We start from the raw sequence: 24344 nt of genomic DNA on the forward strand, positions 1-24344 counted from the left end.
GTCCAGATGACGTTGACGGGGTCAGATGTCGCGGGCCAGCCGGTCGGCCAGTCCGATATACCTAGCCGGGGACAGCGCCAGCAGGCGCTGCCTGTCGGCATCGGGCAGCTCGAGCGAGGCGATGAACGCGCGCATCGAATCCTCCGTGATGCCCCGGCCGCGGGTCAACGCCTTGAGCTGCTCGTAAGGATTGGGCAGGCCATGGCGACGCATCACGGTCTGCACGGCTTCGGCCAGCACTTCCCAGGAGGCGTCGAGGTCGGCGGCGAGCCGTTGCGGGTTGGCCGACAGCTTGCCCAGGCCGCGAAGGAGCGCGTCGTACCCGATCAGCGCGTGGCCGAACGCGGTCCCGAGCGCACGCAGCACGGTGGAGTCGGTCAGGTCGCGCTGCCAGCGGCTGACGGGCAGCTTGATCGCGAAGTGCTCGAACAGCGCGCTCGCGATGCCGAAGTTGCCCTCGGCGTTCTCGAAATCGATCGGATTGACCTTGTGCGGCATGGTGGAACTGCCGACTTCGCCAGCCTTGACCGCCTGTTTGAAGTAGCCCAGCGAGATATAGCCCCAGACGTCGCGGCACAGGTCGATGCAGATGGTGTCGATGCGCCGGTGCGCGTCGCAGATCTCCGCGATGCAGTCGTGCGGCTCGATCTGCGTGGTGTAGGGGTTGAAGTCCAGGCCCAGCGATTCGACGAAGCGGCGCGCGAACGCCGGCCAGTCCACGTCCGGGTACGTCGCCAGATGGGCGTTGTAGTTGCCCACCGCGCCGTTGATCTTGCCGCTGAGCGACACCGCGGCCAGCTGTTCACGCTGGCGCTGGAGGCGGGCGACGACGTTGGCGATTTCCTTGCCGACGGTGGTCGGCGATGCGGTCTGGCCATGGGTGCGCGAGAGCATCGGCAGCGCCGCGTGTTCGTGCGCCATCGCCCGCAGGGCCGCGATCAGGGTGTCGAGCCTGGGCAGCAGCACCGACTCGCGCGCCTGGCCGAGCATCAGGGCGTAGGACAGGTTGTTGATGTCCTCGCTGGTGCAGGCGAAATGGACGAACTCCATTGCCTGGCCGAGCCCGGCGTCTCCCGATCCAGTCGGGGGCAGGCTCTTCAGCCGTTCCTTGATGAAGTACTCGACTGCCTTGACGTCGTGGTTGGTCGTGCGTTCGATCTCCTTGACCCGCGCGGCGTCGTCGAGGGAAAAGCCGTCGGCCAGCGCGCGCAGGCGCGCGACGGCGTCGGCGTCGAAGGGAGCGAGCTCTCCGATGGCGGGCTCCGCGGCCAGCGCAAGCAGCCACTCCACCTCCACCCGCACGCGCGCCTTTAGCAGGCCGTATTCGGAGAAGATCGGCCGCAGCGCATCGACCTTGCCGGCGTAGCGGCCGTCGAGCGGGGACAGGGCGAGCAGCTGGGGGGTAACGGACATGGCGATTCAAGGCAGCGAGGCTGCCCGGGATTCTACAGGGGGGTCAACGACCGAGCGGAGGCCCGGCCAGGTTCCACGGAAGGAAATCGCCGTCGGCTGCGGTTGGCAAGCCGTGTAATTCCGGGGGCAAGCACGGGATGGAGCCTGGACCAGCGGATGCCACTTCGAAGCGGATGGGGTTGGTGACTTCGTGACTTCCAACCGTTGGCGGTTACGGCATTGGCGCCGCGCCAGTGCAACGGGAATCGCCGACGATGCCATGGGCAATTGCGTGCCCATGGCGGTTCCAGGCAGAGCGACTACCTGGCAGCGTCCGTCAGGGGATTGCCGGCCTTGCCGCCCGTCTTGTACTTCTCGATGACAACCCCGTCCTTGTTGAACTCGAACACGGTGGCTTCGCTGACGTTCTTTCCAAAACTGCGGATCTTCGCGTAATCGTAATACCAGGTCTGGTTGTCACCCAGCTGTTCCTTGCGACTGGGATGGCCTACTGCCCTGACGACATCCTCCCGCCGCGTCCGGCCGATCTCCACGCTGTCGAACTGGTCCTGGGTGACCTCTATGCCGCTTTCATGCGACAGGAAGCCGGTTCCGGCGTGGGCGGAAGAAAAGAGCAGTGAGAGTGCAATGATGGCGAAGAGATTCTTCATGACGTTCCTTGTTTGGGTTGAGTTCTGCCAGAGCGGTCCGTTGCCTGATCGTGGCCGAGGCAATGAAGCTCCGACGCCAGCAAACTAGCACAAGCCCCATGCAGTGCCACACGGGCTGCACGAAAACGCAACGACGGTCCGTGGCTGGCGTCCAGCCGGGAATCCAGGCCCGTGGGACAACCGCATCGAAGCCGGTAAAGCCCTCCGACAACCTGCGGGGTGCGCGGTGCGGCCGCCTGCCAAGCCGATTGGGGCATCGCCCTGAACGTGCATTGGACCGCTCTTCGCGGTTTGTCTGCCGCGGCAACGGGCGCCGAGGCTCGCGGGCTTCGGCACTGCTGCGGAAGCATTCGCGGTAGCGGCGTATCCTGACCGCCTGCACCAGGAGGACAGCATGGCCACGCAGCGCTACCGGACCGAACACGACAGCATGGGCGAGCTCCAGGTGCCCACCGAGGCACTGTGGGGCGCGCAGACGCAGCGCGCCGTGCAGAACTTCCCCGTGTCGGGCAGGCCGATGCCGCGCGGTTTCATCCGCGCGCTGGGACTGGTGAAGGCGGCTGCCGCCTCGGTCAACGCCGACCTCGGCCTGTTGCCGAAAGGCGTGTCCAGGGCGATCCACGGCGCCGCCATGCAGGTCGCCGCGGGCGAGCATGACCGGCATTTCCCCATCGACATCTACCAGACCGGCTCGGGCACCTCGTCGAACATGAACGCCAACGAGGTGATCGCCACCCTGGCCTCGCGCACCGCGAAGCCCGGTTCCCGGGGCAATCACGTCGTCCACCCGAACGACCACGTCAACCTCGGGCAGAGTTCCAATGACGTCATTCCCACCGCGATCCGGGTCAGTGCGCAGCTCGCCGTGGTCGAGGACCTGCTGCCCGCATTGAAGCACCTGCGCAGCACCATCGACGGCCGCGCGCGCGCCTTTGGCAAGGTCGTCAAGACCGGTCGCACCCACCTGATGGACGCGATGCCGCTGACCTTCGCGCAGGAGCTCGGCGCGTGGTCGTCGCAGCTGGCCTCGGCGCAGGCGCGGATCGAGGACGCGCTGAAGCGCCTGCGGCGGCTGCCGATCGGCGGTACGGCGATCGGCACCGGCATCAACGCCGACCCCCGCTTCGGCAAGGCGATGGCGCAGGCGCTCTCGGCGCTTTCGAAGACCAAATTCGAATCGGCTGCCGACAAGTTCGAGGGCCTGGCCTCGCAGGACGATGCGGTCGAGCTGTCCGGACAGCTCAGCGCACTCGCAGTGGCCCTGATGAAGATCGCCAACGACCTGCGCTGGATGAACTCCGGCCCGCTGGCCGGGCTGGGCGAACTGGAATTGCCGGCGCTGCAGCCGGGCAGCTCGATCATGCCCGGCAAGGTCAACCCGGTGGTGCCCGAAGCGACGGTGATGGTCTGCGCGCAGGTGATGGGCCACCACACCGCGATCACGATCGCCGGTCAGACCGGCAACTTCCAGTTGAACGTGACCCTGCCGCTGATCGCGGCGAACCTGCTCGATTCCATCGGCCTGCTGGCCAGCGTCTCGCGGCTGCTGGCCGACACCACCATTGCCGGGATGCAGGTGCGCCGCGACAAGGTGGCCGCCGCCCTGGACCGCAACCCGATCCTGGTCACCGCGCTCAACCCGATCATCGGCTACGAGAAGGCCGCCGCGATCGCCAAGCGCGCCTACAGGGAAGGGCGGCCGGTGTTCGAGATCGCGCTGGAGGACAGCGGGCTGCCCGCCGCCAGGCTGAAGAAACTGCTGGATCCGGTCGCGCTCACGCGCGGCGGCATCCAAGGCGAGTAACGGCCGCGGGCGCTCAGCCTTCCCGGCAGCCGTCGACGTCCGCCTGGGTCATCGTCGCGTAGGGCTTGAACGCGGGCAGCTGCGCGGCAAGTTGCTGCTGGGATTCGAGCAAGGGCGGCATCCGGTCGCAGATCTCCAGCGCCCGGGCTTCGAACTCACGAGCTTCGGCTTCGATCTCTGCTTCCACCTGGTCGCCATTGCCCGACAGCGCCCCGCGCAGCGCCTTGCCGGCGGCGCGCACGCCGAAGTCGGCGCCCTGCGCGCCGATGTGGGCGCCTGCGGCGGCGATCGCGAGGACCTGGCTGCGGTATTTCACCAGCAACGCGCGCTGCCGCTCGTTGACCGGGATCTTCTCGCCGGCGACCAGCAGGTCGCCCTGCGGGGTGATCTCCGCTTTGGTGCCGCCGTTGTCGTCCGAGATCGTGAGATTCCGGCTTCCCATTTCGTCGGTCGCGCGATCCATGGCCTTGGCGACCACGCGGCCGATGGCGGAACGCGCTTCGGGCGAGGCGTCCTGTGTCGCCTTGTCGCCGGCGGAAGCCTGCTTGCCTGTCGATTCCTCGCGCTGGCAGCCGCTGGCCAGTACCAGGCAGGCGAGCAGGGCGATGACGTGGACCTTGGTCATGGGTGGTTCCTTGGTAGGAGTGTGGAGCGCGGATCAGTTTTCACGCGGGAGTTCGACGCGACCGCTGACATTGCGATGGCCGATGTCGCCGCTGCCGACCGATCGCACGCCGAGGTCGCCGCGCACGCCGTCGGCATCGATATCGCCCGAACCGATCGAGCCGACCGTGACGCTGCCGCCGATGTCCTCGAGATCGACATCGCCCGACCCCACCGAACCGATCTCCACCGGTCCGCGCGTGGCGCTGATGCCGAGGTCGCCGGAGCCGACGCTCCCGACCTTCGACGCGCCGCGGACGTTGCGGAATGTCGCGTCGCCCGAGCCGACCGACAGCAGGTGCAGCGAACCGACGTCGTCCGCCTCCAGGTCGCCCGAACCGATGGCAGCCGTGAGTTCGCCGCGGATGCGCGACGCGCGGACGTCGCCCGACCCGGTATCGACGCTGGCGGCGCGGGCGCCCTCGACGCTGGCGTTGCCCGAGCCCACCTTGAGCTGCACCGCGACCGTATCCGGCACGCTGGCCCGCAGCTTCATGTAGGCGTAGTGGTTGCCGATGAAGATGCCGCTGAAGTTGCCCTCGCGCCTGGCATGGACCAGCAACCGGTCGCCGCTCTTTTCCTGGGTCAGGACCAGGCGCCCCAGTTCCTTCGCGTTCGAGGCGCAGGCGCGGCCGTCGACCTTGTGGTCGGGTGAATTGCCGGCGCGCACGTCCAGGTCATTGCCGCCGATGTCGAACACCACCGTTTTCACGGCCGAGAAGTCGAGCTGCAGGCTGCGCGGTTCGCTGTGTTCGCAGTGCTCGTCGCCGGAGGCTTGCGCGGCCAGGGGCAGGAGCAGCAGGGCGACGAGGATCAACTGGTGCATGGGAGTCTCCGTTGGGTCGTGACGGGGCAGCGCCGCGTGGTGCGGCGCTGCCGCGCTGTGTCGGTCAGTCGGCGAGTTCGCGCCGGCGACGCAGCTGGATGGCGGCGTAGATCATCAGTGCACCCACGACAGCGCCGATCCAGATTTCGGGGGTGGCCAGGCTGGACAGCTGGCCGGCGGGCGACAGGTTCTGGATGATGTTCTGCAGCCCGTGATCCCCGGCGTTCTCGCCGAAGCCCTCGCGGTAGAGCAGGTCCATGCCCGGCACCGTGCCCAGCAGCAGGCGTCCGACGATGTTGCCCCAGAACCACGCGCTGTCGAGCTTGAACAGTTCCATCAGGTCGAACCAGCTGACGAAGATACCGGCGAACAGCGGCACCATGAGGGCCCACAGGAACGGCTTGCTGCGCGACCACGCCGAGCACAGCAGCAGCCAGCCGACGGTGGGCAGGGACCACAGCGCATACACCGGGATCCAGGCCAGGCTGCTGGCCGCGATCGTCAACGGGTTGGCCGGGCCCCAGAGCAGGGTCCAGGGATTGCCGCCATGGAGCAGCACCACGGCGCTGAGCATGACCATCAGGCCAAGCATGGTGATGAGCGACATGACCACCGCCAGCACCGGCGCCATCACCACCGCACTGGCGACCTTCGACAGCACCGTCTGCGCGTCCGAGACCGGCAGGGACTTCCAGAACAGCACGCTGCGATCCTTGCGTTCGTCGTAGAGCGCGCCGAGGCAGTAGAAGAAGACCACGAACGCCAGCACGATGAAGGGCCAGGATGAGCTCAGGTAGAGCGTCAGATCGATGCCCTGGGAGAACTTGACCATGTCCTCGGCATTCATGTGGCTGGTGAGCTGGCCGATGTCGAGGCCGTTGACGTTGATGCCGTCGAACTGCAGGTCGCCGCTGTCGGCTGCGCGGCGTGCGGCGACCAGGCCGAACACGATCATCATGCCGGTCAACAGCAGCGAGATGGCGCCGGCGATCAGCGGCGCCCAGAAGAAGCCGCCCTTGTGCTCCCAGAACTCGCGCTGCAGGAGCAGCTTGAACTTGTGGGTGGAATGGACCGGCGCGGCGGTGCGCGGCGCGGCATCGATGGCGGGGGCGTTCATGCGTAGGTCCCTTTCATGGTGGCGACGAACAGGTCGGCCAGGCCCGGCGTGCGGGTCTCGCCGAATCCGGCGAGGCCGGCCTGCGGCACGCCGTCGAACAGCATCACGGTCTTGCCGAAGGGCAGGGCGCGTTCGTCGATGGGCGCGAGCGCACGCGCGTTGTCGGCCTGGTCGGCGTTGACCAGCACCTCGACGAAGCGTTCGCCGACGGCGTCCATCGGTGCGTCGAGCACGATCTTCCCGGCGCGGATGAACATCACGTCGGTCAGGATGTGCTCGACCTCCTCGACCTGGTGGGTGGTGATGATGATGGTCTTCTGCTCGTCGAAGTAGTCCTCCAACAGGCGCTGGTAGAACTGCTTGCGGTACAGGATGTCCAGGCCCAGCGTAGGCTCGTCGAGCACCAGCAGCTTGGCGTCGATCGCCATCACCAGCGCCAGGTGCAGCTGCACGATCATGCCCTTTGACAGTTCGCGCACCCGCTGGCGGGGCTTGAGCTGGGTGTTTGCGAGGAAGCGTTCGCAGCGGGCGCGGTCGAATCGCGGATGCACGCCAGCCACGAAGTCGATCGCCTCCTTGACCCGGATCCAGCGCGGCAGGACGGCGACGTCGGCGATGAAGCAGACCTCGTTCATCAGCTCGTCGCGCTGGGTGCGGGGATCGTAGCCGAGCACCTTCAGCTCACCGTCGAACGGGGTCAGCCCGAGCATCGCCTTGAGCGCGGTGGTCTTGCCGGCGCCGTTGGGCCCGATCAGGCCGATGATCCGGCCGCCGGCGATGTCGAAGGTGGTGTTGTCGAGCGCGACGGTGGTGCGGTAGGCCTTGCGCAGGTTGCGTGCAACGACGACCTGCTCGGCGTTGGCGACGGTGTTCAAGCGGCACCCCCTTCGAAGCCCGGCTTCAACAGGTCTTCCATCGACAGGCCGAGGCGCTGGATGCGTTCGAGCACCAGCGGCCACTCCTCCTTGAGGAAGCGTTCGCGTTCGTTGGTCAGCAACTTCTTCGATGCCTCTTCGGTGACGTACATGCCCAGGCCTCTGCGTTTTTCGACAAGTGCTTCATCCGCGAGCTCCTGATAGGCGCGCGAGACGGTGATCGGGTTGAGCTGGTAATCGGCGGCGACCTGGCGCACGGAGGGCAGGGCGTCGCCGGGCTTGAGTACGCCATCGAGCATCATCGCGATGACGCGCTCCTTGAGCTGGCGATAGATGGGGGCACCATCGGTCCACTGGATTCCACTCATGGCTCAGCTCCGGCTGCCGCGGCGCAGGCCCTGCGCGAACGAGAAATAGGGGACGGCCAGGGCGCCGCGTACCTGGCGCGCGTGGCGGCGCTTTTCCTTCGCGGCCGCGCGCTTGTGTTCGGCTTCGTCGGCGGTCGCTTCGAACGCGGCGCTGAGCGCGGCCTCGGTGGACACGGCGGCGGCAAAGCTCATCGCGCTGGCGATGGTGTCGCCGAGCGAGGCGCTGTCTTCCAGTTCGCTTTCGAACTGCCGGGCGCGGGCTTCGATCGCGTCGATGTCGGCCTGCATGGCGACCGGGCCGGCGCCGGCGGCGGGCGCGGAAGCGGCGAACCCGAGAGGGGCCGGGGCGTCCTGGCCTGGCAAGACCGGGGTGGCGGCCATCAGCGCGAACACCAGCACCAGGCCGGTGGCTCCGAGGCCGAGCATCGAGTTGTGGAGCTTGCGGTTCATGGGACGTCCTGCTTTGGGTGACCGGTGTTGTATGTAACTATAACACCAAGACACACCATGTCAACGAGTTTCAGCGGGGGATCGACCCAACTGAAGGCATACGCGGGATTACTGGCGCCTCACAGGAAAAACAACAGGATTATCAACGAGTTGTGTCACTGGGCGGCTCGTGCGGCAGGCGAACTCCGGTCTCGCCCCCCAAGCGCATTCGGGTTCGCGTTGGCTCCCGGCAGCTTTTAGCCTCCAGTTCCTGCATTCCTGCGTCGCGGCTACCGGCTGGCCCGGCCGCGCTCGGTAGAAAGGTCTTGGCTGAGCCCGCGATCCCATGCTCGCCGTGCACGAAGGCGTACGGCGAGGGACAGGGCTGTTGCCGGTCTCGAATGCATCCGGAGCACGCGCGCCTTTTTGCATGTCTCCGCCAGCGATGCACCCACTCCTGCTTTCTCGCACCGGTTGCGACGCGCCGGTCGCGCCGTTTCGCGGCGATTGCCCGTATCGGCCGCGGCCGCGACAATAGGCGACTTCGCGCCTCGCCCGCAGGCGCCGCACAGGAGTCGTACCGGATGAAGCCCTTGCTGCGCGGAGCTGCCGCGCTGTTGATCGCCCTGGCCGCCCTGCCGGCCGCCAACGCACTGGCCCAGGACAAGCAGGTGGACAAGCCGGCGGACAAGCAAGTCCTGTCGAGCGAACGCGACAGATCCAGCTACATGGTCGGCATGGACGTGGCCAGGTCGCTCGCGCCGGCCGCCCCCGACCTCGACATGGCCGCGTTCGAGCGTGCGGTGCGCAATGGCCTCGAGGGCGGCGAACCGCTGATCGCGGAAAAGGACGCCGTCCAGACCGGGCAGGCACTGATGCAGCGCGTCGCGGCGCGTAGCGGTCGGCCCGTCGCCGGCCTGCCGCCGGGTACGCCGCCGCCGGCGGTGGACAAGGCCAAGGTGGGCCTGCTGCTCGGTGCGGACATCGGACGCTCGCTGGCCCCGGCGAAGGGCGAAATCGACCTGCCGGTAGTGATGCAGGCATTGCGCACCACGCTGGCGGGCGACAAGGCCCTGCTCAGTGACGCCGATGCCGACGCCGTGCGCAAGTCGTTCGGCGAGCGCATGCAGGCCAAGATGAAGGTCGAAGCGGCCCAGGCCGCGACCCGCAACGCCGCCGAAGGCCAGCGTTTCCTCGACGCGAACAAGTCGGTCAAGGGCGTGTTCACCACGCCGTCCGGGCTGCAATACATGGTGTTGCGCCAGGGCTCCGGCGCGCGTCCGCGGCCCAGCGACCGCGTCCGCGTCAACTATCGCGGTACCCTGCTCGACGGCACCGTGTTCGACAGTTCCGAACAACACGGCGGCCCGGCCGAGTTCGGCCTGGACCAGGTGATCGCGGGCTGGACCGAGGGCGTGTCGATGATGCCCATCGGCGGCAAGTACCGGTTCTGGATTCCCGCCGACCTGGCCTACGGCAAGCAGGGCAATCCGTCGATCGGCCCGAACTCCACGCTGGTGTTCGATGTCGAACTGCTCGATATCCTCTGATGATCCGGCCGCGCCGCGGTCTTCCCACGCATAACGATCCGACCATTTCCCTTTCCCTTGCCGGCGCACCGCCAGCATCCGCCGCACAACCCGGAGTTTTCCCGACATGACATCCCGCACCCGTTTCGCCGTTGCCAGCCTGCTCGCCGCATCGCTGGCGTTCGGATTCGCCGCCTGCAAGCCGATCGACGAGGACGCGAAGAAGGACGACAAGTCCGCCGCGGATGCCAACAGCGCCGGCGGTGCCGACATCGCCAAGAGCAGCGGACTGAAGACCGATAAGGAGCAGGCCAGCTACATGGTGGGCATGTCGGTCGGCAAGTCGCTGGAGCCGATCAAGGACGAAGTCGACATGGACACCCTGATCAAGGCGATGAAGACCATGATGTCCGGCGGCAAGCCGCTGCTGACCGACGAGCAGGCGCAGCAGGTCGCGCAGGCGTTCGACCAGCGCCTGCAGGCGAAGAAGGTGGCCGAGGCCGAGGCGGCGTCGAAGAAGAACGCCAGCGAAGGCGAAGCCTTCCTGGCCGCCAACGCCAAGAAGCCGGGCGTCAAGACCACCGCGTCGGGCCTGCAGTACCAGGTGCTGACCGAAGGCAAGGGTCCCAAGCCGGCCGCCGACGCCATGGTCAAGGTGCACTACAAGGGTGAACTGCTCGACGGCACCGAGTTCGACAGCTCCCACGATCGTGGCGAGCCGGCCGTGTTCTCGCTGCAGCAGGTCGCGCCGGGCTGGGCCGAGGGCGTGCAGCTGATGCCGGTGGGCAGCAAGTACAAGCTGTGGATCCCGAGCAAGCTGGGTTACGGCGAGCAGGGCACCCCGGGCGGCCCGATCCCGCCGAATGCCACGCTGGTGTTCGAGGTCGAGCTGCTCGACATCGTCAAGCCCGACGCCGCCCCGGAAGCGAAGAACTAGGGAGCGGCACCGCATGCGCGTCGCGATCTTCGGCACCGGTTACGTCGGGCTCGTCACCGGAACCTGCCTGGCCGAAGTCGGCCACGAAGTGGTCTGCGTCGACATCGACCAGGCCAAGGTGACCGGGTTGGAGAACGGGGTGATCCCGATCTACGAGCCGGGCCTGGAGCCGATGGTGAAGGCCAACCATGCCGCGGGGCGCTTGCGTTTCACCACCGACCCCGCGCAGGCGGTCGCCCACGGCGAGGTGATCTTCATCGCCGTCGGCACGCCGCCCGACGAGGACGGCAGCGCCGACCTGCAGTACGTGCTGGCGGTGGCCAGGACCATCGGCAGCCACCTGCGGAAACCCGCGGTGGTGGTCGACAAGTCGACCGTGCCGGTGGGCACCGCGGACAAGGTGCGAGCTGCGATTGCCGCGACCCTGGCCGAGCGCGGAGCGGACGTCGACTTCGACGTCGTCTCCAATCCCGAGTTCCTGAAGGAAGGCGCCGCGGTCGAGGACTGCATGCGTCCGGACCGGATCGTGATCGGCGCCGACAGTCCGGCGGCGGTCGAGAAGCTCCGTCGCCTGTACGCACCGTTCAACCGCAACCACGAGCGCATCGTCAGCATGGACGTGCGCTCGGCCGAGCTCACCAAGTACGCCGCCAACGCGATGCTGGCGACCAAGATCAGCTTCATGAACGAGATGGCGAACATCGCCGAGAAGGTCGGCGCCGACATCGAGATGGTGCGCCAGGGAATCGGTTCGGATCCGCGCATCGGCTGGCACTTCATCTATCCCGGTGCGGGCTACGGCGGTTCGTGCTTCCCCAAAGATGTGCAGGCGCTGGCGCGGACCGCGCAGCAGAACGGGCATGCCGCCACGCTGCTGGACGCGGTCGAGGCCGTCAACGAGCGCCAGAAGGCCCACCTGTTCGAACTCATGTTGCGCCACTACGGCGAAGGCGCGCTGCGCGGCAAGACCATCGCGCTGTGGGGGCTGGCGTTCAAGCCCAATACCGATGACATGCGCGAGGCGTCGAGCCGCCGGCTGCTGCAGTTGCTCTGGGATGCCGGCGCGATGGTGCGCGCCTACGATCCCGAGGCGATGGACGAGACCCGCCGGATCTTCGGCGAGCGCGATGGCCTGGTGCTGTGCGACAGCGCGGACGATGCGTTGCGTGGCGCCGATGCGCTGGTCGTGATCACCGAGTGGAAGCAGTTCCGCAGCCCGGATTTCGCCAGCCTGCGGCAGCGCCTGGCCGACGCGGTGGTCTTCGACGGCCGCAATCTCTACGAACCCGATGACGTGGAAGCCGCCGGCCTTGCCTATTACGGCATCGGCCGCGGCCGTTCCATCCGCCTCGGTTGACCTCCCGATGCCCGACGAATCCACGCAGCTCGAACAGCGCATCGTCGAACTCGAGATGCGGCTTGCTTTCCAGGAGCAGGCGCTGTCGGAGCTCAGTGACGCGCTCGCCGCCGCACGCATCGAGGTAGCCGAGGGGGCCGAGATGCTGCGCCGCGCGCTGGAAGCGGTGAAACAGCCGCGCGGCGAGTTCTATGCCGACCCTTCCGAGGAACCGCCGCCACCGCATTACTGATGGCCCGTGGTTGGCTGGCGACTGCCGGTTCGGCAGAGCGGACACGGTTTCCAGGTCATCGCGGGACCGCTGCGGAAATGCCCGGGTGATGCCGGGCGCGATGCGCGACCAATCATCAATCACGAATCGATGCTGCCATGAGCGACACACTCCGCGACCAACTCCTCGGCCTGGGCTTCAAGTCGGCACCGAAGCCGGACAAGCCGGCGCGCGACGGCGCCCCGAAGCCGGGCAAGCCGCGCCGCGACAAGCCGCGGCCGGACGGCGCGCAGTCGCGCGCGCATGCGCGCACCGAGGGGCAGGGCAGGCCGCGCTCGCACGAGCGCACGCAGGGGCAGGGCAGGCCGCACGCGGCCCCGAGCCGCGGCACGCCCGGATCGCGCGAGGACATCGACCTGGCGAAGGCCTATGCGATCCGCGCCCAGCGCGAGAAGGATGAGCGCATCGCCGCCGAGCGCCTGAAGCAGGAACAGGCCCGGCAGCGCCGGGAGGCCAAGGCGAAGCTGGCGCTATTGCTGCAGGACAAGGCGCTCAATGACGCCAACGCCGAACTCGTGCGCCATTTCGACTATGGCGGCAAGATCAAGCGCATCCACGTCAATGCCGAGCAGCTCAAGGCACTCAACGCCGGCGAACTGGGCGTGGTGCAGCTCGACGGGCGCTACCTGCTGGTCACGGCCGCGATCCTGGCCGAGGCCGAGGCGACATTCGCCCCCGCGGTGGCGCTCAAAGTCGATCCACAGGCGCCGGCGCCCGGCGATCCCTACGACGACCCTCGTTTCCAGGTTCCCGACGACCTGATCTGGTGACCTCGACGCAGCGGTCCGACAGCCGGTAGGCCGGTCGCGCGGCAGCCTTCCGTTCGAACAGGGGCTGAGTGCCATTCAGCTTCCTCTTCGCGGGGACGGCGCATGTACCGCAGCTTCCGTTACTGGGGGTTCCTCAGTTACAGCCACGACGACCGTCGTGTCGCGGAACGCATGCACAAGGCGCTCGAGGCCTATCGCATTCCGGCGCGGCTGGTGGGACTGGACGGACCGTTCGGCCCGGTACCGTCGCGGCTGCTGCCGATCTTCCGCGATCGCGATGATCTGAACGCCGGCGGTCGCCTGGGACCGGAGGTGGAGCATGCGCTTGCCGTCAGCCGTTCGCTGATCGTGCTGTGCACGCCTTCGGCCGCGGAATCGCCTTGGGTCGAAGCGGAAGTCGCGGCTTTCATCCGCCTGCACCAGGACGGGCCGCTGTTCTGCGTCATCCTTGCCGGCGAGCCCCTGGCGCCGCGAAGCGTGGGGGTGTCGTGCGAGTGCCTGCCGCCTGCCGCTCGCGTGCGGTTCAGTGCCGAAGCCGGGCTCGATTTCAGTACGCCGGTCGCGGTCGACCTGCGCGAAGAAGGCGATGGCTGGCGTCTGGCGGTGCACAAGATCGTCGCCGGGCTGACGGGCCTGCCGCTGGACCAGCTGGTGCAGCGCGATGCGCAACGGCGCCATCGACGCATGGCGTGGCTGGCGTTGGCGCTGATCGTGGTCGCGGTGGCCATGGGATTGCTCGCCATGCTCGCTTACCGAGCACGCGACGAAGCGCGCGAACAGCGGGCGCAGGCCGAAAGCCTGATCGAGTTCATGCTCGTCGACCTGCGCAAGCGCCTCGAACCGGTCGGTCGGCTGGATGCGCTGGAGGCGGTGGGTGAGCGCGCGCTGGCCTATTACGACCGGCAATCGGTCAAATCGCTGGATCCCGATTCGCTGGACCAGCGCGCCCGCGCGTTGCACCTGATCGGCGAGATCGACGACCGCCGCGGCGACCTCCAGGCCGCGCGTTCGGCATTCACGCGTGCGCGCGCGTCCACTGCCGAGCTCCTGCTGCGGGAGCCTGACCAGCCGCAACGCATCTATCTCCACGCGCAAAGCGTTTTCTGGAATGGCTATACCGACTGGCAGTACGGCGACATCCCCGCGGCCGAGCGCGCATTCCGCGAATATGCCCGCCTTGCCAATATCCTGCTGCGCCACGATCCCGAGAACCCGGACTGGTTGACCGAGGTCAGCAGCGCGCATTCGAACCTGGGCACCCTGCTGCTCGAACAGCTCCGCGCGGCCGATGCGGTGCCCCAGTTCATGCAGAGCCTGCGCATCGATCGCAGGCGCGCGACGCTCTGGGGCGATGCCGGAGCCGTGCAACTCGATATTGGCCAGGACCACTCCTGGCTGTCGTCTGCGTATTTCGCCAACAGGCAGCTCCGGCAGGCCATCGCCGAGCGCGAGGCGGAGCTTGACGTCTACGCTAGCTTGGCCAGGCTGGAGCCGCGCGACGCGACGGTGCAGGGGCGGCAGATGTTGGGATACCGCTTCCTCGCCATGCTGCGCCTGGCCGCGGGCGACGTGACGCGCGCGAGGGCCGCTCTCGTGCGCTCGATGTCGCTTGCGGAGCAGCAGCGCAAGCTCGATCCGGACAACCTGGACTGGCAGGAATCGAACGCGAAGGCGGAAGTCCTCCTGGCGCGGATCGAACGGATGTCGGGGGCCGGCGAACGGGCCAGGCGGCACCTGGACGCAGCTGCGTCCTTGCTTTCCAGGCAGCTGCAGCGCGATACGCCGACGTGGGAATGGCGCGTCGATGTCCAGGAAACGATCGCCCTGGAGCGCGCCGAACAGATGCTGGACGCGAGTCGCCTGCAAGACGCCGAAAGCGCCCTGGTGGCCTCGCAGCAGCGACTGCAGGAGGCTGCGTTGGAGCCTTCGCACGAAGTCAGGACGCTGCGCTACCGAATCCTCAATGAGGCGCTGCAGGCCCGAGTCGCAGGACGACGCGGCGAAGCGGCCGTGGAGCAGGCGCACTGGAAGCAGGTGGTTGCGCTCGCGCGCGGCCGGCAGCGACAGCTCGATGGCGAAACGACGTTTGTGCTGGCCGATGCCATGCAGGGCACGCGAAATGAGGATGAGGCCAAGCGACTGCGTTCGAGCTTGGCAGCCGCGGGTTACAGGCAAGGAGCCTCCGGATTCGGTGACGGTGGCGGTCCGGCGCCACAATGACACGCGAGGAGAGTTGAAATGGTTTCAGGAAACGTGGCGACTACGATCAAGACCCCGCTTGGAAATGGGCACAACCGAAACGTGCGTGTCCATATCGACTTCGAAGGAACCGACAAGGAGGATCGCCGAAACTACAAATTGACTTTCCTGGGGGCTGGCGCCACACCCGAGGGGGATCTGGTCTGTCTCGGCCCGAAAGGCACGTCGATCATCGGGAATCGATATGCATTCGTGTTCCAGGCAGAGCAGGGCAATCACCTTTCGAAAGCGAGCTTCGTGAACCCGAGCTCGCCGCCCAACTTCGACTTCGTCGTCGGGGTCATCAAGGAGGATGCCAAAGCGTGCGTTATCACTCCGGATGACGATGAGTTTTCGGTACCAGTGCTCGGTCCCCGCGAAACGATTCTGGTTACTGACCTGAAGAACAATAGCAAGCAGTTGCTTGGCTATCGGTTCACGGTCTGGGTCACGCACGACGATGGTTTCGTCGTTCCCGTGCCTTGCGACCCGCGGATCATCAACAAATAGAATGCAACGCGAACTCATCGAGCAGGGTGTCGAGGCCATTCCCCTGATCGTCGGCGTCACCAGCCACCGCGACCTGCGTGAGGACGAACTCGCAGGCCTGCGTGGGCAGGTGTCCCGGCTGTTCGCCCGCCTGCGCGGCGACTACCCCGACCTCCAGCTCGCGGTGCTCTCGCCGCTGGCGGAAGGCGGGGACCAACTGGTCGCCGAAGAAGGCCTGCGCCAGGGCGCGCGGCTGCTGGTGCCGCTGCCGCTGCCGGTCGAACTCTACGCGCACGACTTCCACGGCGAGGCGCAGCGATCGAACTTCCTCGCGCTGCTGGGACAGGGCGAAGCATTGCCGCTGCCGGTGCCCGAAGGCGTCGGCGTCAATGCACTCCGCGCGCCGGGGCCGCTGCGCGACCTGCAATACGCGCGCTGCGGCCTCTACGTCGCCGACCATTGCCACCTGCTGCTGGCGCTGTGGGACGGACGCCCATCACCGCGCATCGGTGGTACGGCGCAGGTGGTCGCCTACTACCTGGGCCAGTCCATGCCCGGTGTCGGCGACGCGCGCGCGCGGGTGCGCAGGGTGCTGGCAAACGATGACGACAGCCTGGTCTTCCATGTGCCCGCCGGTCGAAGGCGACACCGCGCGGCAGCGCCCGCGCAGGAGGAGGCTCCGCGCTGGCTGACCTCTCGCGGCGCGAGCCCGGGCGGCGCGCCGATGCCGGCAGGCTTTCTCACTGTGTTCGATCGACTGCAGTCGTTCGCGCGCGATCTGCGTCGGTATCCGGCCGCGCCGTTGCCCGCCGCGGAGGCCGATGGCAGCGTGGTGCAATCGCTTTTCCTCGGCGCCGACCGGCTGGCCGTGCACTTCCGCGGCCGCGTGCTGCTGGCCCTGCGCGCGACCCATGTGATGGTGGCGCTGATGGGCATCGCCCTGCTGCTGTACCAGTACGTACCCGAACCACGGTGGCTGCTGTGGCTGTTCCTGGTGGTGTTCGCTTACGGGATCGTACTGGCGCGGGTGGCGCGCCGCCGCGAATGGCACCGCAAGTACATCGACTATCGTTCTCTGGCCGAAGGACTGCGCGTGCAGTGGTTCTGGCGCCGGGCGGGGATCTCCGCGACCGGCGACCAGAACTTCGCCCACGACAACTTCCTCCAGAAGCAGGACGTGGAGCTGGGCTGGATCCGCAACGTCATGCGCTTCGCGGGGCTGCAGGTCACGGCTCCGATCGATCCAGCCGATGTCGGGCAGGTTTGCGACGAGTGGGTGGGCGAGGACGACGGCAGCGGCAACGGCGGGGCGGAGCTGGCGTGGTACACGCGCCGCGCGATCGAGCGCAGCCGCCAGGAACGGACGACCCGCGTGCTGGGCATCGTCTGCCTGTGGGCCGGCATCGCGATCTGCCTGCTGCTCGCGCTGGCCTGGCCGCGCCTGCCGCTGCCGCTGCGCGACGTGCTGGAAATCGCGCTCGGCACGCTGTCGATCATCGCCGCGGTGCGGTCCGCCTACGCGTTCCGCAAGGCCGACAAGGAACTGGTGCGCCAATACCGCTTCATGCAGCGCATCTACCGCAACGCACGCAACGCCCTGGATGCCTGCACCGACTGGCACCAGCGGCAGGACATCCTGCAGATCCTCGGCGAAGCCACGCTGGCCGAGCATGCGGAGTGGGCCCTGATGCACCGGGAGCGGCCGCTGGAGCACGGGAAACCATAGAAGCTCTTCTGGGAGCGGCTTCAGCGGCGCGCTTTGCTTCTTCCGCGAAGTCCGGGCAGGGTTGGAGGAGGGTGCTTTCAGGATCAGCCGGAACACGGCCACCCATCAAGCCTTCCCCTGCAAGTTGCAGGGAAGGGCAACATCGGAAGTCGCGGCGGAAACCGCTCCCACATCACGCGCGTGGGCTATTCCGGGTCGTAATCGAGGTTGGAGGCCAGCCAGCGTTCGGCCTGGGCTATTCCGGGTCGTAATCGAGGTTGGACGCCAGCCAGCGTTCGGCCTGCTGCAGGGACGCGCCTTTGCGGCGTGCGTAGTCCGCGACCTGCTCCTTCGACAGCCGGCCGACGACGAAGTACTGGCTCTTTGGATGGCTGAAGTAGTAGCCCGATACCGCGGCCGTCGGCAGCATCGCGAAGCCTTCGGTCAGCTCCATGCCGGCGTTGCGCTCGGCATCGAGCAATGCGAACAGCGTGCGCTTCTCGCTGTGCTCGGGGCAGGCCGGATAGCCCGGGGCGGGGCGGATGCCGCGGTACTTCTCTGCGATCAACGCGGCGTTATCGAGCGATTCGTCGGGATCGAAGCTCCAGTACTCCTTGCGCACGCGGCGATGCAGGTGTTCGGCAAGCGCCTCGGCCAGGCGGTCGGCGAGCGCCTTGAGCAGGATGGAGTTGTAGTCGTCGTGGTCGGCGCGGAAGCGTTCGAGGTGCGGCTCGATGCCCAGCCCCGCGGTGACCGCGAAGGCGCCGATCCAGTCCTGCCGGCCGCTGTCCTTCGGCGCGATGAAGTCGGCGAGGCAGAAGTCGGGACGCTCGACCGGCTTGTCGACCTGCTGGCGCAGGAAGTGCAGGGTGGTGGGGCCCGGCTCGCCTGCCGGTGCGGCGTCGACGACGACGTCATCGCCCACCGAGTTGGCGGGCCACAGCCCGAACACGGCCTTCGCCGTAAGCCATTTTTCGGCGATGATCCGGTCCAGCATCGCGCGGGCGTCGCGATACAGCTCGCTGGCCGCCTTGCCGACCACCTCGTCCTCGAGGATCGCCGGGAACTTGCCGGCCAGTTCCCAGGCCTGGAAGAAGGGCGTCCAGTCGACGATCTCCACCAGGTCCTGCAACGGGTAGTCGTCGAAGACGGTGATCCCGGGCATCCGGGGTTCCGGCGGCGCGTAGTCGCTCCAGCATCCGTCGAACTTCTGCGCCCGCGCCTTCTCCAGCGGCACCAGCCGCTTGGCATCGCCGCGGTTGCGGTGGCGCTCGCGGATCTCGGCGTAGTCGGATTCGTTGGCGGCGACGAATGCGCCCCTGAGCTCCTTGGAGATCAGCGACTGCGCCACGCCGACCGCGCGCGAGGCGTCCTTCACCCACACGGTCGGCGACTTGTAGAACGGATCGATCTTCAGCGCGGTATGCGCGCGCGAGGTGGTCGCGCCGCCGATCATCAGCGGGATGGTGAAGCCCCGGCGCTGCATCTCGCGGGCCACGTTGCCCATTTCCTCCAGCGATGGCGTGATCAGGCCTGAAACGCCGATGATGTCGGCATTCTCGGCGATCGCGGAGTCGAGGATCCTCTGCGCCGGCACCATCACGCCGAGGTCGACGACGTCGAAGTTGTTGCACGCCAGCACCACGCCGACGATGTTCTTGCCGATGTCGTGCACGTCGCCCTTGACGGTGGCCATCACGATCTTGCCGTTGGACTTGCCGACATCGCCCGTGCGCAGCTTCTCGGCCTCGATGAAGGGCAGCAGGTAGGCCACGGCCTTCTTCATCACCCGCGCCGACTTGACCACCTGCGGCAGGAACATCTTGCCCGCGCCGAACAGGTCGCCGACCACGTTCATGCCGTCCATCAGCGGGCCTTCGATCACGTCCAGCGGACGCGTGGACTGCAGTCGCGCTTCCTCGGTGTCGCCCTCGACGTACTGGTCGATGCCGTGCACCAGCGCATGGCTCAGGCGTGCGCGCACGTCCTTCTCGCGCCACGACAGGTCTTCGGTCTGCGATTGCCCCTTCTTGCCCTTGTAGCGCTCGGCCAGCGCCAGCAGGCGCTCGGTGGCGTCAGGGCGGCGGTTGAGGATCACGTCCTCGACGTGCTCGCGCAGTTCGGGGTCCAGGTCGTCGTAGATCGGCATCGCGCCGGCGTTGACGATGCCCATGTCCATGCCGGCGCTGATCGCGTGGTACAGGAAGACCGAGTGGATCGCCTGGCGCACCACCTCGTTGCCGCGGAACGAGAACGACACGTTGGAAACGCCGCCGGAGATGTGGCAGTGCGGCAGGGTCTTGCGGATGATCCGCGTCGCCTCGATGAAATCGACCGCGTAGTTGTTGTGCTCCTCCATGCCGGTGGCGATGGCGAAGATGTTGGGGTCGAAGATGATGTCCTCCGGCGGGAAGCCGACCTCGTCGACCAGGATCCGGTAGGCGCGCGTGCAGATCTCGACCTTGCGTTCGCAGGTATCGGCCTGGCCCTGCTCGTCGAACGCCATCACCACCGCGGCGGCGCCGTAGCGCAACACCTGGCGTGCGTGCCCGATGAATTCCGCTTCGCCTTCCTTCATCGAGATCGAGTTCACCACGCCCTTGCCCTGCAGGCACTTGAGCCCGGCTTCGATGACGCTCCACTTCGACGAATCGACCATCACCGGGATGCGGGCGATGTCCGGCTCCGAGGCGATCAGGGTGAGGAAGCGCACCATCGCCTTCTCGGAGTCGATCATCCCCTCGTCCATGTTGACGTCGAGGATCTGCGCGCCGTTGGCGACCTGCTGGCGCGCGACTTCGACGGCCTCCTCGAAGCGGTCTTCCTTGATCAGCTTCTTGAACTGGGCGCTTCCGGTGACATTGGTGCGCTCGCCGACGTTGACGAACAGCAGCTCGGGCGTGATGACCAGCGGCTCGAGGCCGGAGAGGCGGGTGTAGCGGGCTTGGTTATTCATCGGTGTCGTGCGTCATTCCCGCGAAGGTGGGGTTTTCAACAGGCGAAGGCCCGATCCAGCGACGCTTGCGCTGGCGCGCTGCCGGACCGGGGCGGGGAACTGGATTCCCGCCGTCGCGGGAATGTCGGCAAGTGCAGACTCGACACGTTCACGCGGCTTCGCGTGCGGCGCCGGGCAGCCTGCGCGGCGCGACGCCGGCGACGGCCTCGGCGATGGCGCGGATGTGGTCCGGCGTGGTGCCGCAGCAGCCGCCGACGAAGTTCAGAAGCCCCGATTCGGCGAACTCCTTCAGCGTCGCCGCCATTTCCTCGGGCGTCTCGTCGTACTCGGCAAAGGCGTTGGGCAGGCCGGCATTGGGATGCGCGCTGACGTAGCCCTCGACGATCCGCGCCAGCGTCTCGACATGCGGTCGCAGGTCCTTCGCCCCCAGCGCGCAGTTGAGGCCGACCGACAGCGGCCTGCCGTGCGCGATGGACGCGTAGAAGGCCTCGGCCGTCTGTCCGGACAGGGTGCGGCCGGATGCGTCGGTGATGGTGCCGGAGATCATCACCGGCAGCCTTCCGCCGCGCGCATCGAAGACTTCCTCGATCGCGAACAGCGCAGCCTTGGCGTTGAGCGTGTCGAAAATGGTTTCAACCATCAGCACGTCCGTGCCGCCATCGATCAGGCCTTCGACGGCCTCGCGGTAGGTTTCGCGCAGGGCATCGAAGCTGGTGTTGCGGAACCCGGGGTCGTTGACGTCGGGGCTGATCGACGCGGTGCGGCTGGTGGGCCCGAGCACGCCGATCACGAAGCGCGGCCTGGCCACCCGTCCTTCGGCGGCATCGTTCGCTTCGGCCGCATCGCAGCAGGCGCGGGCGATGCGTGCGCCTGCCTCGTTGAGTTCACGGACCAGGTGCTGCAGGTGGTAATCGGCCTGGCTGATGGCGGTGGCGTTGAACGTGTTGGTCTCGACCATGTCGGCGCCGGCGTCGAGGTACTCGGCATGGACCCGGGCGATCACGTCCGGCCTGCTCAGCAGCAGCAGGTCGTTGTTGCCCTTGAGGTCGTGGCCGCAGCGCGGACCATGCCCGGGCTGCGGATCGGCCTGCCGGCTGTCGAAGCCTTCGGCGAAGCGCTCGCCGCGGTAGTCGGCTTCCTCGAGGCGGTGGCGCTGGATCATCGTGCCCATCGCGCCGTCGATCACCAGGATGCGTTGCGCCAGCGCCGATTCCAGTTGGGCGACCCGATCGGGGTGCAGCCAGGGAAGTTGTCTCATCGTGTCACTCCGGGTTTTTCGCCTTCCGCTTCAGGGGAGGGCCGGGACGGGAGGTGGGCTTGGTTGCAGCGGCCCGAATCCATCCCGCCCGCGCTCGCCTTGAAAGAGCGGGCCTGCCCGCCAAGCTACTGGCGAATGCCGTCACGGCTTCTTCGCGATCAGCGAAATCACTTCGAAATGCGGTGGCCGCTTTTCCCGCGTCACCGTTTCCGCGGTCTGCAGGACAAGCCCCGCCTTCTCGGCGAAGCGTCGCAGTTCCTTTTCGCTGAAACCCAGGTTGGCGTGGCCGTAGGCCTCGACCACGCTGCGGTGCTCGTGGCGCGCGAGGCTGGACAGCAGCAGGCGGCCCCCGGGACGCAGCACGCGCGCGGCCTCGGCCACGGCCTGCGCTGGTTTGGCGGCGTAGGTCAGCGCATGCATCAGCACGACCAGGTCGAAGCTGTCCGGGTCGAAGGGCAGGGCGTGCATGTCCGCTTCGCGTACCTCGACATTGCGATACTGGCGCAGGCGCTCCGCGGCGGCGGACACCACGCGCTTGCTGCTGTCGATGCAGACGTAGCGGTGCGCATGCGGCGCCAGCAGTTCGGCCAGCACGCCGTCGCCGGAAGCGATGTCGAGCACGTCCCCGGTCTCGAACAGCGGCAATACCGAGCGCGCCAGCGCCTCCCAGGTGCGACCTGGCGAGTAGTGGCGTTCCATGTCGCCGGCGACCGAATCGGCCCAGTTCTGGTCGGCCGCGCGCATCGCCAGCACGCCGGCCACGCGCTCGGCGTCCTGGCGCAGCAGCGGATCGTCGCTGCCGGCGCTGAGCGCCTGCCACAGGCTGCGCTGGGCCGGGTCGAGCGTCGACTCGTCGAAGCGGTAGTAGGCCGACACGCCGGAGCGACGGTCGCGCACCAGGCCCGCTTCCTTGAGCTTGGCCAGGTGCGTGGAGACGCGGGGCTGGGCCAGCTGCGTGATCGCCGACAGTTCGGCGACGGTCAGTTCCTCGCCTTCGAGCAGCGTCAGCAGGCGGACGCGGGTCGAATCGGCAAGCACCTTCAGCCGGCTCGACCAGCCTTCGAGATCCATGAATATCTTCCCATCGCGATACAGAGATAAGTGTCCTCCGCGGCGGCGGGAAGGTCAAGCACGCGGACGCAATCGCGTGCGCGGGTCGCCACAGCCCTGGCGAAATGCGACGCATCGCGCCCCGGAATGTGAAAATGATCGCCGCTGCCTGCGCTCGGGGCGTTGGCTGCAGGTCAGGATCTCCCTTCGGTTCCGCGCGCCCCCCGGCTACAATTCCGCATCTGACCTCAAGGCGGAGCGCGCAACGTGGATTTTGGGTTCACCGAAGAGCAGTTGATGATCCAGGACGTTGCGCGACGGATCGCGCAGGAGAAGATCGCCCCCAGCGCCGAGCATTTCGACAAGAGCGGCGAGTTCCCGCTGGACAACATCCGCCTGCTGGGCGAGAACGGGCTGATGGGCATCGAAGTGCCGGCCCAATACGGCGGTGCCGGCATGGACCCGGTCGCCTACGTGCTGGCGATGGTGGAGATCGCCGCGGCCGACGCCGCGCATTCGACCATCATGTCGGTCAACAACTCGCTGTTCTGCAACGGCATCCTGACCCACGGCACCGAGGCGCAGAAGCAGAAGTACGTGCGTGCGATCGCCGAGGGCGAAGAGATCGGCGCGTTTGCGCTGACCGAGCCGCAGTCCGGGTCCGACGCGACCGCGATGCGCTGCCGCGCGGTGCGCCAGGCCGACGGCACGTTCGTCGTCAATGGCAAGAAGAGCTGGATCACCTCGGGCCCGGTGGCGAAGTACATCGTGCTGTTCGCGATGACCGATCCGGACAAGGCCGCGCGCGGCATCACCGCATTCATGATCGACACCACGCGCGAAGGCTTCCATCGCGGCAAGACCGAGCCCAAGCTCGGCATCCGCGCCTCGGCCACCTGCGAGATCGAGTTCACCGACTACGTGGTGCAGCCCGACGAAATGCTGGGCGAGGAAGGTCGCGGCTTCAAGATCGCGATGGGGGTGCTCGATGCCGGGCGCATCGGGATCGCGTCGCAGGCCATCGGCATCGCCCGCGCAGCCTACGAGGCCAGCCTCGAATACGTGCGCGAGCGCAAGGCGTTCGGCCAGCCGATCGGCGCGTTCCAGATGATCCAGGCGAAGATCGCCGACATGAAATGCAAGCTGGACGCGTCGCTGTTGCTGACGCTGCGCGCGGCCTGGCTCAAGGGCCAGGGCAAGCGCTTCACCACCGAGGCCGCAGTGGCCAAGCTCACCGCTTCGGAGGCGGCCATGTGGGTCGCGCACCAGGCGGTGCAGATCCACGCGGGCATGGGCTACTCGAAGGAAATGCCGATCGAGCGCTACTTCCGCGACGCGAAGATCACCGAGATCTACGAGGGCACCAGCGAGATCCAGCGGCTGGTCATCGCCCGCCACGAGACCGGGCTGCGTTGAGCCGAGGCGATTCGACCATGATGCCCAGATCGGACAGAACCGCCTGTCCCGCCTTGCGCGGCCACGATCGCCGCGAAACACGGATCGTCGTGCCCGGCATGGCCATTGCGCCATCGCCGTCCTGGCCAGGTGCGTCCTGAGCCCGGCACGTCCTGCAATACCTGTGTGGTGAACCCCACCCGGGGCCCGGCATGTGCACGGGCCTCCATCATCGGATCCAGCT

21 protein-coding genes are annotated in these 24344 nt (G+C 67.4%); 10 read left to right on the top strand and 11 right to left on the bottom strand.

The window, feature by feature from the left end; translation table 11 throughout:
* Window positions 1-21: 21 nt before the first annotated feature.
* Complete coding sequence (purB, locus tag ACFOM9_RS05245) at window positions 22-1413, bottom strand: adenylosuccinate lyase (protein ID WP_386706938.1); 1392 nt, start codon at window positions 1411-1413, stop codon at window positions 22-24.
* A 299-nt stretch (window positions 1414-1712) separates the two neighbouring features.
* The gene (bamE, locus tag ACFOM9_RS05250; RefSeq protein WP_386706941.1) at window positions 1713-2063 is read right to left on the bottom strand and encodes an outer membrane protein assembly factor BamE domain-containing protein; all 351 of its coding nucleotides are present in this window, start codon (window positions 2061-2063) and stop codon (window positions 1713-1715) included.
* 394 nt (window positions 2064-2457) lie between these two features.
* On the opposite strand from bamE, the gene ACFOM9_RS05255 reads away from it, so the two are divergent.
* The gene (locus tag ACFOM9_RS05255) at window positions 2458-3867 is read left to right on the top strand and encodes a class II fumarate hydratase (protein ID WP_386706944.1); all 1410 of its coding nucleotides are present in this window, start codon (window positions 2458-2460) and stop codon (window positions 3865-3867) included.
* A gap of 13 nt (window positions 3868-3880) precedes the next feature.
* On the opposite strand, the gene ACFOM9_RS05260 is transcribed toward ACFOM9_RS05255, so the two are convergent.
* From ACFOM9_RS05260 to ACFOM9_RS05285, 6 genes are all read right to left on the bottom strand, one after another.
* A complete protein-coding gene (locus tag ACFOM9_RS05260) occupies window positions 3881-4492 on the bottom strand; it encodes a hypothetical protein (protein ID WP_386706947.1) in 612 nt (203 codons plus the stop codon).
* 33 nt (window positions 4493-4525) lie between these two features.
* Window positions 4526-5356, bottom strand: a complete 831-nt coding sequence (locus tag ACFOM9_RS05265) for a DUF4097 family beta strand repeat-containing protein (protein WP_386706950.1) — start codon at window positions 5354-5356, stop codon at window positions 4526-4528.
* A gap of 64 nt (window positions 5357-5420) precedes the next feature.
* On the bottom strand, window positions 5421-6473 hold the full coding sequence (locus tag ACFOM9_RS05270) for a hypothetical protein (protein ID WP_386706953.1): 1053 nt from the start codon (window positions 6471-6473) through the stop codon (window positions 5421-5423).
* Complete coding sequence (locus ACFOM9_RS05275; protein ID WP_386706956.1) at window positions 6470-7348, bottom strand: ABC transporter ATP-binding protein; 879 nt, start codon at window positions 7346-7348, stop codon at window positions 6470-6472. Before ACFOM9_RS05275 ends, ACFOM9_RS05270 begins: the two co-directional genes overlap by 4 nt.
* Complete coding sequence (locus ACFOM9_RS05280; RefSeq protein WP_386706959.1) at window positions 7345-7716, bottom strand: GntR family transcriptional regulator; 372 nt, start codon at window positions 7714-7716, stop codon at window positions 7345-7347. The genes ACFOM9_RS05275 and ACFOM9_RS05280 overlap by 4 nt, the downstream gene beginning before the upstream one ends.
* 3 nt (window positions 7717-7719) lie before the next feature.
* Entirely contained in the window at window positions 7720-8166 is a 447-nt protein-coding gene (locus ACFOM9_RS05285; RefSeq protein ID WP_386706962.1) for a hypothetical protein, read from the bottom strand.
* A gap of 563 nt (window positions 8167-8729) precedes the next feature.
* On the opposite strand from ACFOM9_RS05285, the gene ACFOM9_RS05290 reads away from it, so the two are divergent.
* The 8 genes from ACFOM9_RS05290 (at window position 8730) to ACFOM9_RS05325 (ending at window position 17462) form a co-directional block, all read left to right on the top strand.
* Window positions 8730-9695: an FKBP-type peptidyl-prolyl cis-trans isomerase N-terminal domain-containing protein gene (locus ACFOM9_RS05290; protein ID WP_386706965.1), complete on the top strand. Its 966-nt coding sequence runs from the start codon at window positions 8730-8732 to the stop codon at window positions 9693-9695.
* Between the two features lie 106 nt (window positions 9696-9801).
* Complete coding sequence (locus ACFOM9_RS05295) at window positions 9802-10611, top strand: FKBP-type peptidyl-prolyl cis-trans isomerase (RefSeq protein ID WP_386706968.1); 810 nt, start codon at window positions 9802-9804, stop codon at window positions 10609-10611.
* A 13-nt stretch (window positions 10612-10624) separates the two neighbouring features.
* Window positions 10625-11968 carry a UDP-glucose dehydrogenase family protein gene (locus tag ACFOM9_RS05300; RefSeq protein ID WP_386706971.1) on the top strand — a complete coding sequence of 448 codons (1344 nt, stop codon included), beginning with the start codon at window positions 10625-10627 and terminating at the stop codon, window positions 11966-11968.
* A gap of 7 nt (window positions 11969-11975) precedes the next feature.
* On the top strand, window positions 11976-12200 hold the full coding sequence (locus ACFOM9_RS05305) for a SlyX family protein (protein ID WP_386706974.1): 225 nt from the start codon (window positions 11976-11978) through the stop codon (window positions 12198-12200).
* A 137-nt stretch (window positions 12201-12337) separates the two neighbouring features.
* Window positions 12338-13009: a DUF2058 domain-containing protein gene (locus tag ACFOM9_RS05310; RefSeq protein ID WP_386706976.1), complete on the top strand. Its 672-nt coding sequence runs from the start codon at window positions 12338-12340 to the stop codon at window positions 13007-13009.
* A 102-nt stretch (window positions 13010-13111) separates the two neighbouring features.
* Window positions 13112-15229: a TIR domain-containing protein gene (locus tag ACFOM9_RS05315; RefSeq protein WP_386706979.1), complete on the top strand. Its 2118-nt coding sequence runs from the start codon at window positions 13112-13114 to the stop codon at window positions 15227-15229.
* An 18-nt stretch (window positions 15230-15247) separates the two neighbouring features.
* The gene (locus ACFOM9_RS05320; RefSeq protein ID WP_386706981.1) at window positions 15248-15757 is read left to right on the top strand and encodes a hypothetical protein; all 510 of its coding nucleotides are present in this window, start codon (window positions 15248-15250) and stop codon (window positions 15755-15757) included.
* Between the two features lies 1 nt (window position 15758).
* On the top strand, window positions 15759-17462 hold the full coding sequence (locus ACFOM9_RS05325) for a hypothetical protein (protein WP_386706984.1): 1704 nt from the start codon (window positions 15759-15761) through the stop codon (window positions 17460-17462).
* A 235-nt stretch (window positions 17463-17697) separates the two neighbouring features.
* Here the strand turns inward: ACFOM9_RS05325 and metH are convergent, their stop codons facing one another.
* The 3 genes from metH to ACFOM9_RS05340 form a co-directional block, all read right to left on the bottom strand.
* Entirely contained in the window at window positions 17698-20397 is a 2700-nt protein-coding gene (metH, locus tag ACFOM9_RS05330) for a methionine synthase (RefSeq protein WP_386706987.1), read from the bottom strand.
* A 148-nt stretch (window positions 20398-20545) separates the two neighbouring features.
* The gene (locus tag ACFOM9_RS05335; protein ID WP_386706990.1) at window positions 20546-21655 is read right to left on the bottom strand and encodes a homocysteine S-methyltransferase family protein; all 1110 of its coding nucleotides are present in this window, start codon (window positions 21653-21655) and stop codon (window positions 20546-20548) included.
* Window positions 21656-21796: 141 nt separating this feature from the next.
* Window positions 21797-22726, bottom strand: a complete 930-nt coding sequence (locus tag ACFOM9_RS05340; RefSeq protein WP_386706993.1) for an ArsR/SmtB family transcription factor — start codon at window positions 22724-22726, stop codon at window positions 21797-21799.
* A gap of 246 nt (window positions 22727-22972) precedes the next feature.
* Between ACFOM9_RS05340 and ACFOM9_RS05345 the strand changes: the two genes are divergently transcribed.
* On the top strand, window positions 22973-24121 hold the full coding sequence (locus tag ACFOM9_RS05345; RefSeq protein WP_386706996.1) for an acyl-CoA dehydrogenase family protein: 1149 nt from the start codon (window positions 22973-22975) through the stop codon (window positions 24119-24121).
* Window positions 24122-24344: the final 223 nt, after the last annotated feature.

It is taken from the genome of Luteimonas notoginsengisoli (assembly GCF_042648885.1).
Classification (GTDB): domain Bacteria; phylum Pseudomonadota; class Gammaproteobacteria; order Xanthomonadales; family Xanthomonadaceae; genus Luteimonas; species Luteimonas notoginsengisoli.

Excerpts from the sequence above, each read along its gene's own strand:
- purB (WP_386706938.1), bottom strand. The coding sequence starts at position 1,413 with ATGTCCGTTACCCCCCAGCTGCTCGCCCTGTCCCCGCTCGACGGCCGC.
- bamE (WP_386706941.1), bottom strand. The coding sequence starts at position 2,063 with ATGAAGAATCTCTTCGCCATCATTGCACTCTCACTGCTCTTTTCTTCC.
- ACFOM9_RS05255 (WP_386706944.1), top strand. The coding sequence starts at position 2,458 with ATGGCCACGCAGCGCTACCGGACCGAACACGACAGCATGGGCGAGCTC.
- ACFOM9_RS05260 (WP_386706947.1), bottom strand. The coding sequence starts at position 4,492 with ATGACCAAGGTCCACGTCATCGCCCTGCTCGCCTGCCTGGTACTGGCC.
- ACFOM9_RS05265 (WP_386706950.1), bottom strand. The coding sequence starts at position 5,356 with ATGCACCAGTTGATCCTCGTCGCCCTGCTGCTCCTGCCCCTGGCCGCG.
- ACFOM9_RS05270 (WP_386706953.1), bottom strand. The coding sequence starts at position 6,473 with ATGAACGCCCCCGCCATCGATGCCGCGCCGCGCACCGCCGCGCCGGTC.
- ACFOM9_RS05280 (WP_386706959.1), bottom strand. The coding sequence starts at position 7,716 with ATGAGTGGAATCCAGTGGACCGATGGTGCCCCCATCTATCGCCAGCTC.
- ACFOM9_RS05285 (WP_386706962.1), bottom strand. The coding sequence starts at position 8,166 with ATGAACCGCAAGCTCCACAACTCGATGCTCGGCCTCGGAGCCACCGGC.
- ACFOM9_RS05290 (WP_386706965.1), top strand. The coding sequence starts at position 8,730 with ATGAAGCCCTTGCTGCGCGGAGCTGCCGCGCTGTTGATCGCCCTGGCC.
- ACFOM9_RS05295 (WP_386706968.1), top strand. The coding sequence starts at position 9,802 with ATGACATCCCGCACCCGTTTCGCCGTTGCCAGCCTGCTCGCCGCATCG.
- ACFOM9_RS05300 (WP_386706971.1), top strand. The coding sequence starts at position 10,625 with ATGCGCGTCGCGATCTTCGGCACCGGTTACGTCGGGCTCGTCACCGGA.
- ACFOM9_RS05305 (WP_386706974.1), top strand. The coding sequence starts at position 11,976 with ATGCCCGACGAATCCACGCAGCTCGAACAGCGCATCGTCGAACTCGAG.
- ACFOM9_RS05310 (WP_386706976.1), top strand. The coding sequence starts at position 12,338 with ATGAGCGACACACTCCGCGACCAACTCCTCGGCCTGGGCTTCAAGTCG.
- ACFOM9_RS05315 (WP_386706979.1), top strand. The coding sequence starts at position 13,112 with ATGTACCGCAGCTTCCGTTACTGGGGGTTCCTCAGTTACAGCCACGAC.
- ACFOM9_RS05320 (WP_386706981.1), top strand. The coding sequence starts at position 15,248 with ATGGTTTCAGGAAACGTGGCGACTACGATCAAGACCCCGCTTGGAAAT.
- ACFOM9_RS05325 (WP_386706984.1), top strand. The coding sequence starts at position 15,759 with ATGCAACGCGAACTCATCGAGCAGGGTGTCGAGGCCATTCCCCTGATC.
- metH (WP_386706987.1), bottom strand. The coding sequence starts at position 20,397 with ATGAATAACCAAGCCCGCTACACCCGCCTCTCCGGCCTCGAGCCGCTG.
- ACFOM9_RS05335 (WP_386706990.1), bottom strand. The coding sequence starts at position 21,655 with ATGAGACAACTTCCCTGGCTGCACCCCGATCGGGTCGCCCAACTGGAA.
- ACFOM9_RS05340 (WP_386706993.1), bottom strand. The coding sequence starts at position 22,726 with ATGGATCTCGAAGGCTGGTCGAGCCGGCTGAAGGTGCTTGCCGATTCG.